Origin of the sequence: Vibrio albus (assembly GCF_003144035.1) — a bacterium.
Taxonomy (GTDB): Bacteria; Pseudomonadota; Gammaproteobacteria; order Enterobacterales; family Vibrionaceae; genus Vibrio; species Vibrio albus.
Map to the genome: position 1 here is coordinate 21,344 of NZ_QFWT01000008.1, position 15,550 is coordinate 36,893.

Genomic DNA, 15,550 nt, shown 5'->3' on the forward strand with positions numbered 1-15,550 from the left:
ATGAACCTCAGTAAAAACTTTGATCAGGAAGAACACGATAAGGTTGTCATCGAGTGTTTTTCCCACTTGTGGAAACACTCTGTCGACTTTATGTTTATCATGGCTGTGGAGGAAAACGGTGAGTTTTCTCTCTATGATAATAACCCCGCGTCCCGGACGGTAATGGGGCTCGATAAAGACCTGCCCATTCACCGCTATAATATCCGGGAAACCTGGAGTGATGAGGTCGTCGAAGGCCTCTATGCTACCTACCGCAAAGCCATTGAAGCACGAAAACCCGTTTCTTTTGACCAGTTTGCAACTACTGGCGACAGCCCCGTCTATGTTAATACGCTTTTTGTTCCTATTTTTGACGAAAATGGCCTCCCTCTGTTTGTCTGTGGTGTCAGCCGGGATGTCTCTCAAATCAAAGCCGCTGAACAAATAGCCGTATCAGCCAATGAAAAACTAAAAGAGTATACACAAGCACTGGAAAACATTAATGATGATCTGGACAACAAGGTAAAAACCCGCACACAGGAACTGGAAAAAACCACCACAGATCTTAAAGTCGCACTTGAGGCAAAATCATCATTTGTATCCCGGGTCAGTCACGAAATACGTACACCGATTAATGCGATGCTGGGGCTCAGTAACCTGCTTAAGAAGACCCAGCTTAACGATATTCAGCAGGATTATGTGGAAAAAATCCTGGATGCCGGGAATGTACTGATGGGCGTGGTGAACGATATTCTCGACTTTTCCAAGATAGAAGCTGAAAAGCTACACCCTGAGTGTATCCGGTTTAATCCGGAAACCACCATCCGAAAAGCCATTAACATCAGTAATTTTAAAGCCTATGACAAAGGCCTGGAACTGGCTCTGTATATGGATCCTGTCATGCCCCGTCATCTGATGGGTGATCCTCTTCGAATTCAACAGGTTATTATTAACCTGCTGAGCAACGCTGTTAAATTTACAGAGCAAGGAAGCATTTCTCTGGAGGTCACTTATGATACCGACAGTGCTCGCACCCCATTCCTGCAAATCGCGGTCACAGACACTGGTATCGGGATCTCAGCCGAACAACAAGAACGACTGTTTATTCCATTTAATCAAGCAGATAACAGCATAACCCGACACTATGGCGGTACCGGATTAGGGCTTATGATCAGTAAAAAGCTCTGTGAACTGATGGGCGGTACCATCACCGTAAACAGCCAGCCTGGAAAAGGCTCCTGTTTTACGGTGCGTATTCCGTTAGAAAATGAAAGGAACCGGCCAGACAACATAACATTGCCAAACCGGTCAGTATTGGTGGTTGATGAACATCCGATTTCGCTCAGACTTATCAGCAAAATGCTGAGCGAGGCGGGCTATCTCGTCGGCTCGGCAGGAAATGCAGCTCAGGCTATAGAGATGGCCAAGCAAGCCTCTATAGAAGGGACGCCCTACGATACCGTCCTGTTAGATCGAGGTGTCACCGGAGAAACCCCGATAAAATCCATACTATCAACATTACATAAGTATCAGATTACCACCCCGCCGGTCATCATGCTGTCTGCCTACGAGAAGCTCGCCGCTCAGGATGATCCGGATATGGATTTAGTCAAATGTTTTCTGGAAAAACCCTCTACGCCCGGAGCGCTGTTCCAGGCTATTGAATCCGATCCGGAGTTTTCCCTCAACGAGTGGGCCCCTCAGGCCGGAAAAGCGCCTTCCCGTACAACGAACTTGTCTGCTTACACATTACTTCTGGTCGACGATAATCCTATTAATCAGCAGGTCGCGGCTGGCTTTCTGAAAGACAGTGGTATTCAGATTGATATCGCCGGCAATGGTGAAGACGCACTGGAGAAAGTCAGACGGACTTCTTACGATATTATCCTGATGGATCTGCAAATGCCGAAACTGGATGGGATCTCCGCCACACGCCATATCCGGACTCACCTTAATCAGAGTGTTCCTATTATTGCGCTAACCGCCCATACGAATGAAACCACCATCAGAGAATGTCTGGAAAATGGCATGAGTGCGCATCTGAGTAAGCCTCTGGATGCAGACACATTATATCGTGTTATTACTGATTACCTCGAGGCAAATCCAGCCTCAACAAACCACACCGCTGCAGCAGAAAAGAGTGTCATGATCAACACTGACACCAAGCTATTATTCAGCCAATTAGCCTCTATCGAGGCCCTGAATGTGAAAGAAGCGTTAGAGAGGCTCTATCACTCTGAGGAACTGTTTTTGTCACTTATCCGCTCATTCTATGAGCGCTATTCAGACAGTTTACTTCTGACACAGAGCACTCGAGAACTATCACTGTCACAACTTACCGACGAAATTCATTCACTAAAATCTAACTGCGCCTACATTGGTGCACAAGAGCTGTCGTCGGCATGTACGATATTAGAACAAAAACTACGTTCCGGAGAAACTCAGGTTAATGCTGACCCTATCATTTATGACCTCAGAGAGCTTATATCCTGCCTGCACCCTTTATTTTGTACAGAGAGTGAGGTACAACAAAACTCTGAGCAAGAAAAGGTGTCTCTGAAAACGTGTTTGACTACTATGAATACTCAACTGGCACAATCTGATTTCCGGGTGGAACAAACTCTGGCTCAAATAAAATCTCAGTTATCCGGTGACAAAAAGTCGTCAGAAGCCATTGAGTATATTGGTGCATTGGTAGAAGAAGTCGAATTTGAACAAGCATTAGAAGCCTCTGAGCCTTTAATTGCCAGTCTCAGTAGTACAGGTACAGTGGTAGATGGAAAATAATCAGCGCATTCTTATTGTTGATGATGAAATTATCAATCTAAAAGTGTTAAGTGAACTGTTCCGAGATAAGGTACAGCTTACCCTGGCAAAAAGTGGTCATCAGGCTTTACGCAAAGCTGAAGAAGTAAGGCCGGACCTTATTCTTCTTGATATAAGAATGCCGGGGCTGAATGGATTTGAGACTTTAGACAGATTGCGCCAGAACCCCTCAACAGCACATATTCCGGTCATCTTTATTTCCGGCCTGGATGACGACGACCATGAAGAGAAAGGACTCAAATTAGGTGCGGCCGATTACATTTTTAAGCCCTTCAAACTCGGTATTGTTCAGGCTCGCGTGAGAACCCACCTGCAGTTAGCTCAGCAGACCAAGATGCTGGAAAGACTGGCTAACTCTGACGCCCTTACTTCTTTAGCCAACCGCCGGCAGTACAACAAAACACTCTATCAAGAGTGGCACCAAGCTATAGAGGAAAGCGCCCCTATTACTATTGCCATCTTTGATATTGATAATTTTAAGCAATTTAATGATCGGCATGGTCATGACACCGGTGATCAGTTACTGCAGAAAGTATCCGATTTACTTCGGGATCATTTCAGTCATCCACGTCATTTAGTTGCCCGCTTTGGTGGTGAAGAGTTTGTTGTATTAATGCCAAAGTTCGGACGTGAAGATGCTTTTCCGCTGATTCAGCAGTGCATAGAAAAGATTAGCCAGAATAGTGACATTACCTTAAGTGCCGGCGGAGCATCATGTCACCCGGCAGAACAGGGCTGCTCCCGTTCAAAACTCTTTTCTCTTGCGGACAAGGCGCTGTATATTGCCAAAAATCAGGGTAAGAACTGCGCCGTATGGTCTGAAAGGTATTGAGATAAGTACCCCTCCCCAGTAAAAGGAAGGGGGCATAAAGCTTAATGCTTACTTGGCTTCACGGCGAGCTGTTACCGCATCAGCAAGCTGGCGCAGAACAGTTTCAGTATCGTCCCAGCCGATACATGCATCGGTAATAGACTGACCATAGGTCGGGGCTTTACCGTCAACCAGATCCTGACGACCTTCTACCAGATGAGACTCAATCATCACACCAAAGATAGCGTTTTCACCACCAGCAACCTGTCCGGATACATCTTCAGACACCACCATCTGACGCTTGTACTGCTTAGAGCTGTTCGAGTGGCTGAAGTCAATCATCACTTTTTGCGGCAGGCCAGACGCTTCCAGTTCTGATTTAATCGCAGCAACATGCTCTGCACTGTAGTTCGGTTCTTTACCACCACGCAGGATGATATGGCAGTCCGGGTTACCTGTGGTTTCTACAATGGCAGAGTGACCAAATTTGGTCACCGACAGGAAGTGGTGAGATGACTCAGCAGAACGGATAGCGTCCGTTGCAATCTTGATATTACCGTCAGTACCATTTTTAAAACCTACCGGGCAAGAAAGACCAGAGGCCAGTTCACGGTGTACCTGAGACTCAGTAGTACGTGCGCCAATCGCACCCCAGCTGATCAAATCCGCCATATACTGAGGAGTGATCATATCCAAAAACTCACCGGCGGTCGGCATTCCCATGTCCGTCAGATCCAGCAGTAACTTACGGCCCATACGCAGACCTTCGTTTAGCTTATATGAGTTATCCAGGTAAGGGTCATTGATCATACCTTTCCAGCCAACTGTAGTACGTGGTTTTTCAAAATACACCCGCATAACAATTTCAAGACGATCACCCAGTTCATCACGCATCTTTTTCAGGCGCTTACCATATTCAAGAGCCGCTTCAGGATCATGAATAGAGCACGGTCCGATGATAACCAGTAGTCGATCATCTTCATCAGCTAAAATGTTGTGGATAGACTGGCGAGCCTGATACACCGTGCTGGATGCTGATTCTGTTGCCGGGAACCGTTCTAAAATGGCAACGGGTGGTAATAATTGTTTAATTTGGTTGATACGTACGTCGTCTGTCTTGAACATCGTTACTTCTAATTCCTGTATCTTAGTCACTGCCGTCTTGGTAAGCAGATATTATTGTGAGTTATCTCTCGTTCTATAGGGCACGCCCTAGTTCCTACGTAACTTATCGGCAATCGCCCAACACTGCAATCATTATTTCTAATAAATTTCAACACGAGAGTGACTTTTACACTTTACACGACATGTAAGAATTATTTTACACTCAATAATCCAATCTTTCTCTCTCATTCTTGCCTATAACTGATGAATTTTTCAGCGGGCATTGTCATGGTCGTATATATTTACTGTATGTGATTGTTAATTCATAGGTAAGAACGACTATTGGATACTCCCTCCCATCCCCCTAAGGCCGTAGAGTTTCATCATGTCGACAAATGGTTCGGCTCTTTTCAGGCCCTGAAAGGTATTAGCCTGAGTGTTAACCCCGGCGAAATCGTGGTGATTTGTGGCCCTTCGGGTTCAGGAAAGTCCACCCTTATCCGTTGTATTAACGGGCTGGAAAGTATCGATTCCGGCTCCGTTCATGTCTCGGGAAGCCCTGAACTGCTCGGCTTAAAGGGCAAAGTAGGTATGGTGTTTCAGCACTTCCACCTATTTCCGCACCTGACGGTACTGGAAAACCTCACCCTGGCTCCGATACGAACACTTAAACTCTCTAAACAGGAAGCGTATAAGAGAGCCATGCACTTTCTGCAACGGGTACATATCTCCGAGCAGGCAGACAAGTACCCGATACAGCTTTCCGGCGGGCAGCAACAGCGTGTGGCTATTGCCCGTTCCCTGTGTATGAAGCCGGATATTATGTTATTCGATGAACCGACCTCTGCTCTCGATCCGGAAATGATTAACGAAGTGCTCGATGTTATGGTCGAATTGGCGCATAACGGCATGACCATGCTCTGCGTGACCCATGAAATGGGATTTGCAAAAAAAGTCGCCGACCGGGTCGTGTTTATGGATGAAGGAGAGATTATTGAAATTGCCCCGCCAGAAACGTTGTTCCGCTCCCCGAAGCATGCACGAACAAAAGCATTTCTGAATCAGATACTGAGCCACTGAATGATTATCCGTATTCTGAAACCGGTCCTGTCCGCCAGCCTGCAAATCCTGATTCTTCTGGCAGGTATTAGCTGGTTGCTGAACAGCGGCGCTCAGGCGATGGGGTACCAGTGGCAATGGCACCGCGTGCCCGATTACCTTATCTTCTATGAAGAGGGGCGCTGGTGGCCGGCAGAACTCACCCAGGGACTATGGGTGACCATTCAAATTTCATTCTTCAGTCTGATAGCAACGCTGGTCATTGGTCTGATTACCGCTTTACTCAGACTTTCTGACTCTGTTGTCGGCAGAATACTGGGCCGGGGGTATGTCGAACTGATCCGCAATACCCCACTATTAGTCCAGATCTACCTACTCTATTTTGTCTTCGGCCCCATTATCGGCTTTGACCGTTTTTCCACCGCCGTATTGGCTCTGGCCCTGTTTCAGGGAGCCTATACCGCAGAAATATTCCGGGCCGGACTGAACAGCATTGACCGGGGACAGTTCGAAGCAGCCCGTTCATTAGGATTACCATCAGTCTATCTGTACAAAGATGTGATCTTACCTCAGGTCTTGCAGAGGACACTACCGCCACTAACTAACGAGGTCGTTTCGTTAATCAAAAACTCTTCTATTGTTAGTGTGATGGCTATTTTTGATCTCACGACAGAAGGCAGAAACATTGTATCGGAAACGGCCATGCCGTTTGAAATCTGGTTTACCGTCGCGGCTATCTATCTGACACTCACACTGTCGCTTTCTGGCTTCGCAGCCTGGCTGGAACACCGGCTTGGCTCGCAGTGGCGGGATACTTAAGTGTATTTTCCCACGTGTTAATACATGACGGATACATAACAAACTGACCTGAATTACAATAACAACGGAGCAAGGACATGAAATTATTAAAAAAAGTAATGCTGGCTTTAGCAGGGTTCCTTATTACGGTGACGGCCTACGCTAATACGCCGAATCTGGACAATATCAACGACAGAGGCATACTTCGTGTCGGTATGTCGACGTTTGTTCCCTGGGCGATGCGTAACAAGCAAGGCGAGCTTATCGGCTTTGAGATTGATGTGGCAAAACGTCTGGCTAAAGATTCGGGATGGCGGGTTGAATTTGTTCCCACCGCCTGGGACGGCATTATCCCTGCTCTGCTGGCCAAGAAATTTGATGTGATTATCGGTGGTATGTCTATCACAGAAGAGCGGGCGAAAAGCGTTCTCTTTACCACCCCTTACTCCCACTCTGGCGTACAGATTGCCGCCAACAAAGAGCTGGCGAACGGCTTCAGTACCTTTGCTGATTTCAACTCCCGCCGGGTAAAAATAGCCGCTCGTCGCGGAGCATTTACCGTACAGATTGCCCGGGAAACCTTCCCCAAAGCAAAAATCCTTCAGTTTGATGATGATGCACAGGCCTTTCAGGAAGTATTAAACGGCAATGCTCATGCCGTGATCGCATCCAGCCCAAAACCGGAGCATGAAGTGATCAAACACCGTAACGTGCTGTTTCTGCCCTTTGATGAAAGGCTGTCTAAAGGTAACGAAGCTTTTGCCGTCCGTCTTGGAGAGGATGATAAAAAAGCCTTCTTTGATAACTGGATTCAGGCCCGTACTGAAGATGGCTGGTTAGCGCAGCGCTATGAGTACTGGTTCTCTACTCTGGACTGGATGAATCAGGTGGCTCAAGGGCAGTAGGTGATAAGACTTGAAGTCCGTTAATGAACAGACGATCGGTAAACAGGAACGCGGGGCTGAACCGGCTTACCGCCGACCGAAACAATACGCCGCTCAGCGTTTTTACCAGCGACTCAATAAACTGGATTACCTGCTGATCACACTGTCAATACTCATAGTGTGCTGGCTGTACTACCGGTCGTCTATCGGTGTAAATTACCACTGGAACTGGGCCGGGTCGCTATCACTGATCTTTACTCCCAGAGCCAACGGCGATCTTCCGTATTTCTTTCAGGGCATACTGGCCACCCTGCGGCTGAGTCTGTGGGGAATGGCGTTTGCGTTACTGTTGGGTAGTGCTCTTGGGCTAGCCCGTTACTCCCGCATTGCACTGTTTCGGATATCGGCAACGGCTTATGTTCAGTTGATCCGAAATATCCCTCCATTGGTGTTTGTTTTTATTTTTTACTTCTTTATCTCCAACCAGCTCATTCCCCTTCTGGGGCTGGAAGTACTGTTGCGGGAACGCACCGGAGATATCAACACATTTCAGGCAGTTTTGTTCGGACAGGCTCGCCTATGGGAAAACCTCCTTTCCGGTGTACTCTGTATCGGGCTATTATCCGCCGCTTATATTGCCGAAGTGGTTCGGGCCGGGCTGGAAAGCATACCAAAAGGTCAATGGGAAGCCGCCAGTGCTCTGGGGCTGTCTCTCCCGGATAAATACCGTTTTATTATTGCTCCGCAGGTGCTCAGTAATATCTCTCCCCCACTGGCAGGTCAGTCCATTTCTCTGGTGAAAGACTCATCCATTATCTCTTTGATCTCGATTCAGGAACTAACCTTTGTCGGAACAGAAATCGCGAACTCTTCCGGCTTAATTTTTGAAATATGGATTCTGGTTGGCAGCGCGTATCTGGTGCTTTGTCTGTCCCTTTCCCTGCTGTTTTCCCGGCTGGAACAACGAGCCCGGAAACACCTGTACCGCGATTAACCCGAATTTTGTGTTCCGCCTCCAATAACACACACAAGAATATTCTCATCTGCATCCAACATTTAATTTAAGCCGCAAAATAACCACAAAACAGGTTACAGTTCATAGAGTTATGTTAATTTTACCATTTTTACGTCTTAGCGAAAACACAGGTAGTAAGCATGGCATATCAGACTGATATCGACTTAATCACAAAACATATCGAAAAGAACATGGGTAAAATTGGTTCGATATTTCATGGTGTAGGGTCAGATGAGCTCCATCTGGATATCTGTCATATTAAATCTGGTCTGCTCAGACGATATGAAACGCTGGTGACTGTCGGAATGAGTGCAGAACCCATGCATGTTCCCCAGCTTTCAAATGAACCAGTTTATGCGGAACTCATCATTTTACTGCCTAAAGGATGGCCACTCAAAACTCACCACCTGAGCGAAAGAAGTAACTGCTGGCCTATTCACCTGCTTAAAAGCCTCGCCTTGTACCCACATACCAGTCACCAGAATCTGGGCTACGGAAGCATTATTACCAATGGTAACAGCCAGAGCCCGGAGCCTTATTCTGACCATCACCCATTCTGTGCTTCTATCCTGTTACCATCGGTTACCCTGAAAGAAAAGTCTTTTATTCTGAAAAGAAAAGGCCAGCGTCCCATCTACTTCTTTACCGTGGTACCTCTTTTAAAAAACGAATGGCTTTATACACGTAAACACGGCAACGAAACACTGATAGAACAGTTAAACAAACAGCACATCAGCGACATCGTTAACCTACAGCGCGATTCCGTAATCTGTTAATTTCCCCTCACACCAGAGACGAGAGCTCCTACTCCTGACATGGCCTCAAACTTGAGGAATGTCGTTTGAATAAAAAGTCGTTTTTATTTCTTATAAAAAAGCCACCTAAAATATAGGTGGCAAACATTAAAAACAATGTATCGCTTTATTAAACCGTGGTGAATTTAAAGGGGGAAACACGGCTAATAAATAAAGCAAGGGTCTGAGTGAAATACTACCCATTGTTGACTAAATTCTATTGGCGCTACCACATACATTTATTTTACTTATTACTACATCTTTCATTGCTTGCATGCCAGGCACTAAGTATTGGCGTGGGTCGCTGGCATCAGGGTGACTACCTAAATACGTTTTCATTGCATCTGAAAACGCAATTTTCAATTCAGTGGCCACATTAACTTTACAAATGCCCAGTTCAATACAGCGACGGACATCCTGATCAGAAATACCCGATGCGCCATGCAGTACCAATGGAATGTCTACACATTCACGAATGGCTGCCAGACGTTCAAAATCAAGTTTCGGTTCAGACTTATACAAACCATGAGCGGTACCGATGGCGACAGCGAGCGAATCAATACCCGTGCTTAATACAAACTCTCGCGCTGACGTAGGGTCGGTCAACTGAGCATCCGCTTCATCAATGATAAGGTCGTCTTCCTGACCTCCAAGCAGGCCCAATTCAGCCTCAACAGAAACACCAAGGCGATGACACATCTCCACGACCTGTTTAACCGTACGAATATTGTCTTCAAATGGTGAGTGAGAAGCATCAATCATTGCTGAACGGATACCAGAATGTATTTTATTTTCAATGTCAGAAATATCTTCGTGATGATCTAAGTGAAGGACCAATGGTAATTTGTGTTTATTAGCCGCAGATTTACAAATAGAAACCAAATAGTCTACACCTGCATGTTTATAGGTTCCTGGCGTACCCGCTAAAATAACAGGTGAACGCATTTCTGCAGCTGTTTCAACGACAACTTGTACCGTTTCTAGATTATGAATATTAAATGCAGGAACTGCGTAATTATTTCGTTGAGCGTCTTTTAGCATTTCATGTGAAGAAATTAAGTACATAAGGTCTCCTAATGACGTGTAAACACATCATCTTAATTATATAAATAGGTTAAAAATTTAAGGTTTAATCAACGAATTATTTATTTCATGTGTGGCACCACACTGACTCGCCATCTACCCAGGTTTGCTCAAGTTCGAGCTCATCATTGACAAATAAGAAGTTGGCTTTTTTACCAACGTAAATCGATCCGTAATCCTTATCGATACCCAACATCCGCGCCGGGACTAAACTGGCATATTCCACCGATTTCTGGATGCTTACCCCCACGCTTTGACTCATATTCCTCACGCCCTGGATAAGCGCTAATGTACTGCCTGCAAGTCCGCCAGTCGGCGTTTTAACAACACCATTTTTCATCTGCACCGGTAAATCACCCAGCAAGTATTCACCATCAGGCTCGCCAGCGGCACGCATTGCATCACTTATTAACACCAAACGTTCTTTGGCACACGTCGCGCATACTTTCATCGCAGCAGGATGAACATGATGACCATCGGCGATCAGCTCAACATAAGCGCGTTTATCACTAAGCGCTGCGCCAACCACCCCGGGTTCTCGATGATGCAGCCCGCTCATGCCATTAAAGCAGTGCACTATGCCATCCACCCCGGCATCCAAAGCTGCCATCGTCTGCTGATAAGTCGCGTTGGTATGGGCCAGCATAACATTCACACCGCGCTGCTTGAGATGGCGCGTTGCTGTACAGGCGTTGGCCTTTTCAGGTGCAAGCGCCACTGCCTTTAACGTGCCCTGACTCACTTCAATCAAGTCGTCAAGCTCCTGGCAATCCAGCTCTCTGAATAACGCTGAATCATGAGCCCCTTTGTGTGTCTCGGTAAAATAAGGGCCCTCTAAATAGCTGCCTAATACTGTGGCACCGGGTACGCCGCGTCGCACTGCCTGAGCTACATTATCGAGCGCCTTAATGATTCGCTCTGGCTGCTCTGTCACTGTGGTTGCCAAAAAAGCCCCAACGCCACGACTGGCCAGGTGCAGTGACAATGTCTCAAGTGACGCCACTGTACTGTCCATAACGTCAACACCTGCACCACCATGAACATGAGAATCAATGAGTGCCGGAAGCATCCACTGGGCCTGTATCATCGGCTGCTCACTGTCTGATGCCTGATAGCGACGAAGCTCCTCGAAACGTCCTTCTTTCACCACAACAACCGCATCCCGCAACCAGCCTCGTTCGGTAAGCACACGCTGCGCATGTATCTTCACTTGTTTTGCTCCCGGCTTCACTCCCATGATTTAAATTCCTTCGCACGCCATTTCTTGTTGAGGTTGTTTCGACATTTCATCAAACAAACTTGTCATTCCTCTATGACCACACTGTAGTGCCTGCTCTCTGAACTGACTTGAGGTCAGTTCATCTCTCTCTAACATCATTTCTAATATCAGTTGCAGGTTCGCGCCAGCCACCACTTCAATGTTGTCCTGACTCATGGCGATAGTCGAAGCTAGACGAAATGGGCTACCGCCTAACAAATCAGTGATAAACACTAAGCCATTCTCTGTACCGACTTGCATAATCGCCTGTTGAAATTGCGCCTCCAACTGTTGAGTCGTCGACTCTGGCGGGAAATCAATCGCAATGCATTGCTCTTGCTCACCAATGACCTGCAGCATGGCTTTTTCCATACCCGAAGCAAACGCACCATGACCTGAAATAATCACACTCAACATACTGTTTTCCTTATTATTGTCAGTCTATGTGGCAAGGTATTCCGTATTTCCAAATACCTTGCCTAGATTGGTAAAGGGTTATAGGAAGCCGGCAAAGCGACCAACAATAGCCATTGTCACTGTGATAAGAATGAGCTTAATCGGGCTCCAACCACGTTTGACTAGTGCGTACATCGCCAAGGTATATACCAGCGGCAAGAACGCTGGCATCAGCTTATCGATAACGTCTCCCTGCAGTTTGACTACCGCATCACCCGCTGTGATTTCAAGTGTGGTCGCGAGGCGAACGTAAGTAGCCACCAAGGCTCCAATCACCGTCATACCGACAATAGACGCCGCATGACCCACTTTTTTGGTATTGGCTTTAATCATCGGTATCGCCGCAACCCCCATTCGGTAGGCGTAGTGTGCTAAGCCGAAACGAAGACCAAAATGCACCACGTTGAACAGGCAGAAGAAGACGACCGCCCCAAGGATCGAGCCTTGCAACGCCAGGTCGGCACCAATACCCCCACAAATTGGCAGTAACGTTAGCCAGAACATGGCATCACCAATCCCCCCCATAGGGGCACCCACAGCAATTTTGGTACTTTGGATACTATTTACATTCTGCTTAGAACGCTCCATCGCCAAAATAATGCCCATTACAAAGGTAACCAGGAATGGGTGGGTATTGAAAAAGCCCATATGGCCACGCATTGACTTCGATAAGTCATCTTTGTTGGTATGAATCTTTTGCAGTGCAGGCAACAGTCCATACAACCAACCAGCAGCTTGCATACGCTCAAAGTTAAATGAAGCTTGCAGGAGTAGTGAGCGCCATGCCATGCGGTTTATATCTGATTTTGTCAGTTCCGTACCAATCGATTTATCGCTGTATTCATCTTGTGGGACGTCCATAGTTTGAGTGACGTCGATATTTTGATTAGATCCCATCTTCTGCTTCCTCTTGTTTACCCGCCAGAGCTGGCTCAGTTCCTTTTCTCATAAAGTCAATCAGTGCAACGGCTAGTGCAGCGGCTGCAATCGCAAGTACCGGTAGTTCAAGCCAGGCTGCTGCAACAAAACCAAGGATGAAGTAAGGGATGTACGCGTTCTTCATCATGATCTTCATCAGAACCGCAAAACCAATGGCTGGCATAATGCCACCCGCCACACCCAGACCGTCAATCAAGGTTTTTGGTAGGGCTTCCACCGCTACTTTGGCGTGCTCGGCACCCAGGTAGATAGGTAGGAATGCCCAAAGGAAATAAAAAGTACCAAGCACGAGCAGTGCTAAATAGTTAACGCGTTCAATACCTTGTGTATCACCGTTATCCGCCATTGCATCACATTTAGACATCATTGGTGCCATGGCAGAGAATAGGAAGGTGATGCCCATTTGTACCGCTACGGCAAACGGAACAGCCACTCCGACCGCGACATCCGCTTCTACTCCAGAGCTTATCGCAAACGTGGTGCCAACAATGGTTCCGATAATAACGTTAGGTGGCTGAGCCCCTGCGAGTGGTGCAAGACCCATCCAAACCAGCTCCAGCGTACCACCAACCAAAATACCCGTTGGTAAGTCGCCTAGAATAAGGCCAACGAGAGGCCCCAAAACCACCGGCCGGTGGAAGTGGGTCAAGCCGTTGAATAGATCTAACCCGGCGAAGAATGCTAGAACTCCCAGCATTAACGCTTGTATTAATCCAATTTCCATCTTTCAGTTCCTCGTTCTGATTAAAGTAATGTAAATACGTCGACAGCAGGCTCGGTAGGGATACCCTGCACGCGACATTTCACATTGTTATTTTTTAATTGTGAAAAGCTTTCAATGTCTTGCTCATTGACTGATACGGTTTTATGAATTTGCTTGCGACCCTCAATAAAATGCATATTTCCTACATTAACTTCTTCGATTGGTACCCCTCCTTCCACCATTTTTAAAAAATCGGCTGGCGTCTTCGCCACCAGTAAAATCTTTTGGCGATCCGATGCTTTATGGATGTTGTCGATCACCTTCTGAACACTCCAAAAACGGATGGCGATGCCTTCGGCTAACACCATTTCCATTAAATTCTGCTGAATGCTATCCTCGGCCACTTCATCATTGGCAACGACGATAATATTTGCGCCTGCAAATCCGACCCATTGCACACCGACCTGACCATGAACCAAACGTTCATCTATACGACTAAGTACGATATTTGGCATTGTTAATTCCTTCTTTTAATTTATAAATGGATAGATATTGACGCCCTGAACCACACGATTAACTTCACCACTCGGACATGGGTTATCTGGCCCAATACCCAAATTGAGGGAGCGGGTAAAAGCATAAATTTGAGCGAACATTAAAAATGGAAAAGCCAATGTGGCATCATCAGCCCCCGGGAAATCGGGGATTTTCACGTAATCACCTTCAGCAACAACAGAGTCTACGTCCGTGGTCAGAGCCACAACACGCAACGCCTGGTTATCCGCTCTCAGTTCTTTAAGTAAGTCCAAATCGTACTGACGGGTGTAGGGATCGTTAGAAATGAAAACAACAATAAGGCTGGTCTCATCCACCACGGACTTTGGTCCGTGCCGAAACCCGACCGGTGAATCAAAGCTAACCAACAACTTACCAGCCGTGAGTTCGAGCAGTTTTAATGCCGACTCCTGAGCAACACCTTGCAAACTACCGCTACCTAAGTAGATCACTTTTTGTGCATTCAGTGCCGCGATGTCACGAATGACACCAATACTTGCCGTAAGCATAGATTCACAAGCGGTGCTCAACGCTTCAAAGCGAGCCATGTCAAACTTCTCTGGCAGCAAAGCATGTAAACAAGCCACCATCATGCTGGTGAGACTGCTTGTCATCGCAAAGCTCACGTCATTAGTCTCAGCCGGCATCAATAACGCCAGACTTCTCGCGTCATCTTTAGCACGCTGATATAAGCGGCCCTGTTCATTACATGTGATGACTAAGTGATAGCAGTTATCCAATATCTGACTGGCAAGCTCCACCGCGGCCACACTCTCAGGGCTATTGCCAGAACGAGCAAATGACACCAGCAAGGTCGGACAATTTTCGGCAAAATATTCAGCCGGATCAGTAACAATATCGGTCGTAGCAACTGCGTCGATGCGGCGCTTTAAATGACCGGTGAAATAAGGTGCTAATGCTCGGCCGGCAAACGCAGATGTCCCGGCACCGGTTAGTACCACCCGGCCATTGTCAAACGAGAGGAAAGTGCTGATAAAGTCATGAATAAGCGCTTTCTTTGGCTCTAACGCTTGTAGCGTTTTGCGCCAGGAGTTAGGCTGCTGACTAATTTCCTTAGCGGTTGCAAACGCGTTCTGGTCAATCAATTCTTGTTCAGAAATATTCAAATACATGGTGTCTGCCAGACAATTCATCGCTTTTCCTTACTCTTAATTAGTCTACGCTTTGTTTTCTTTACAAACCATAACCCCGCCAAAAACGAAAGAAAACAAAAGACAAAGATAAGCTCGACCCGATTCACACAAAGGAAAACGAAAGACAAAAAG

15 protein-coding genes are annotated in these 15,550 nt (G+C 46.7%); 7 read left to right on the forward strand and 8 right to left on the reverse strand.

Annotated features, from left to right (window positions below; genetic code table 11):
- Positions 1-2,766: a response regulator gene (locus DI392_RS14165; RefSeq protein WP_109320352.1), complete on the forward strand. Its 2,766-nt coding sequence runs from the start codon at positions 1-3 to the stop codon at positions 2,764-2,766.
- Complete coding sequence (locus DI392_RS14170; protein ID WP_109320353.1) at positions 2,756-3,637, forward strand: GGDEF domain-containing response regulator; 882 nt, start codon at positions 2,756-2,758, stop codon at positions 3,635-3,637. The genes DI392_RS14165 and DI392_RS14170 overlap by 11 nt, the downstream gene beginning before the upstream one ends.
- Positions 3,638-3,685: 48 nt before the next feature.
- Here the strand turns inward: DI392_RS14170 and aroG are convergent, their stop codons facing one another.
- The gene (aroG, locus tag DI392_RS14175) at positions 3,686-4,741 is read right to left on the reverse strand and encodes a 3-deoxy-7-phosphoheptulonate synthase AroG (protein ID WP_109320354.1); all 1,056 of its coding nucleotides are present in this window, start codon (positions 4,739-4,741) and stop codon (positions 3,686-3,688) included.
- Between the two features lie 321 nt (positions 4,742-5,062).
- On the opposite strand from aroG, the gene DI392_RS14180 reads away from it, so the two are divergent.
- The 5 genes from DI392_RS14180 to DI392_RS14200 all read left to right on the forward strand — a co-directional run bounded on the left by DI392_RS14180 (position 5,063) and on the right by DI392_RS14200 (position 9,252).
- Complete coding sequence (locus tag DI392_RS14180) at positions 5,063-5,800, forward strand: amino acid ABC transporter ATP-binding protein (RefSeq protein ID WP_109320355.1); 738 nt, start codon at positions 5,063-5,065, stop codon at positions 5,798-5,800.
- Positions 5,801-6,598, forward strand: coding sequence for an amino acid ABC transporter permease (locus DI392_RS14185; protein ID WP_109320356.1), 798 nt, complete (start codon positions 5,801-5,803; stop codon positions 6,596-6,598).
- Positions 6,599-6,675: 77 nt separating this feature from the next.
- The gene (locus DI392_RS14190) at positions 6,676-7,482 is read left to right on the forward strand and encodes a transporter substrate-binding domain-containing protein (RefSeq protein ID WP_109320357.1); all 807 of its coding nucleotides are present in this window, start codon (positions 6,676-6,678) and stop codon (positions 7,480-7,482) included.
- Positions 7,483-7,603: 121 nt separating this feature from the next.
- Complete coding sequence (locus DI392_RS14195; protein ID WP_245884081.1) at positions 7,604-8,455, forward strand: ABC transporter permease subunit; 852 nt, start codon at positions 7,604-7,606, stop codon at positions 8,453-8,455.
- Between the two features lie 161 nt (positions 8,456-8,616).
- Positions 8,617-9,252, forward strand: coding sequence for a suppressor of fused domain protein (locus DI392_RS14200; protein ID WP_109320358.1), 636 nt, complete (start codon positions 8,617-8,619; stop codon positions 9,250-9,252).
- A gap of 228 nt (positions 9,253-9,480) precedes the next feature.
- Here the strand turns inward: DI392_RS14200 and DI392_RS14205 are convergent, their stop codons facing one another.
- From DI392_RS14205 to DI392_RS14235, 7 genes are all read right to left on the reverse strand, one after another.
- Positions 9,481-10,335, reverse strand: coding sequence for a tagatose bisphosphate family class II aldolase (locus tag DI392_RS14205; protein WP_109320359.1), 855 nt, complete (start codon positions 10,333-10,335; stop codon positions 9,481-9,483).
- A gap of 85 nt (positions 10,336-10,420) precedes the next feature.
- Positions 10,421-11,590 (reverse strand): N-acetylglucosamine-6-phosphate deacetylase, encoded by a 1,170-nt coding sequence (nagA, locus tag DI392_RS14210; protein WP_109320360.1) that lies wholly within the window; start codon positions 11,588-11,590, stop codon positions 10,421-10,423.
- A 3-nt stretch (positions 11,591-11,593) separates the two neighbouring features.
- On the reverse strand, positions 11,594-12,028 hold the full coding sequence (gene agaF / locus DI392_RS14215) for a PTS galactosamine/N-acetylgalactosamine transporter subunit IIA (protein WP_109320361.1): 435 nt from the start codon (positions 12,026-12,028) through the stop codon (positions 11,594-11,596).
- A gap of 78 nt (positions 12,029-12,106) precedes the next feature.
- The gene (gene agaE / locus DI392_RS14220; RefSeq protein WP_109320362.1) at positions 12,107-12,964 is read right to left on the reverse strand and encodes a PTS N-acetylgalactosamine transporter subunit IID; all 858 of its coding nucleotides are present in this window, start codon (positions 12,962-12,964) and stop codon (positions 12,107-12,109) included.
- The gene (gene agaW / locus DI392_RS14225) at positions 12,954-13,730 is read right to left on the reverse strand and encodes a PTS N-acetylgalactosamine transporter subunit IIC (protein WP_109320363.1); all 777 of its coding nucleotides are present in this window, start codon (positions 13,728-13,730) and stop codon (positions 12,954-12,956) included. Before agaW ends, agaE begins: the two co-directional genes overlap by 11 nt.
- 20 nt (positions 13,731-13,750) lie before the next feature.
- Complete coding sequence (gene agaV, locus DI392_RS14230) at positions 13,751-14,224, reverse strand: PTS N-acetylgalactosamine transporter subunit IIB (RefSeq protein WP_109320364.1); 474 nt, start codon at positions 14,222-14,224, stop codon at positions 13,751-13,753.
- Between the two features lie 15 nt (positions 14,225-14,239).
- Complete coding sequence (locus tag DI392_RS14235) at positions 14,240-15,418, reverse strand: SIS domain-containing protein (protein ID WP_245884073.1); 1,179 nt, start codon at positions 15,416-15,418, stop codon at positions 14,240-14,242.
- Positions 15,419-15,550: the final 132 nt, after the last annotated feature.

Coding starts and splice junctions, on each gene's coding strand:
- DI392_RS14165 (WP_109320352.1), top strand. CDS start 1: ATGAACCTCAGTAAAAACTTTGATCAGGAAGAACACGATAAGGTTGTC.
- DI392_RS14170 (WP_109320353.1), top strand. CDS start 2,756: ATGGAAAATAATCAGCGCATTCTTATTGTTGATGATGAAATTATCAAT.
- aroG (WP_109320354.1), bottom strand. CDS start 4,741: ATGTTCAAGACAGACGACGTACGTATCAACCAAATTAAACAATTATTA.
- DI392_RS14185 (WP_109320356.1), top strand. CDS start 5,801: ATGATTATCCGTATTCTGAAACCGGTCCTGTCCGCCAGCCTGCAAATC.
- DI392_RS14190 (WP_109320357.1), top strand. CDS start 6,676: ATGAAATTATTAAAAAAAGTAATGCTGGCTTTAGCAGGGTTCCTTATT.
- DI392_RS14200 (WP_109320358.1), top strand. CDS start 8,617: ATGGCATATCAGACTGATATCGACTTAATCACAAAACATATCGAAAAG.
- DI392_RS14205 (WP_109320359.1), bottom strand. CDS start 10,335: ATGTACTTAATTTCTTCACATGAAATGCTAAAAGACGCTCAACGAAAT.
- nagA (WP_109320360.1), bottom strand. CDS start 11,590: ATGGGAGTGAAGCCGGGAGCAAAACAAGTGAAGATACATGCGCAGCGT.
- agaF (WP_109320361.1), bottom strand. CDS start 12,028: ATGTTGAGTGTGATTATTTCAGGTCATGGTGCGTTTGCTTCGGGTATG.
- agaE (WP_109320362.1), bottom strand. CDS start 12,964: ATGGGATCTAATCAAAATATCGACGTCACTCAAACTATGGACGTCCCA.
- agaW (WP_109320363.1), bottom strand. CDS start 13,730: ATGGAAATTGGATTAATACAAGCGTTAATGCTGGGAGTTCTAGCATTC.
- agaV (WP_109320364.1), bottom strand. CDS start 14,224: ATGCCAAATATCGTACTTAGTCGTATAGATGAACGTTTGGTTCATGGT.
- DI392_RS14235 (WP_245884073.1), bottom strand. CDS start 15,418: ATGAATTGTCTGGCAGACACCATGTATTTGAATATTTCTGAACAAGAA.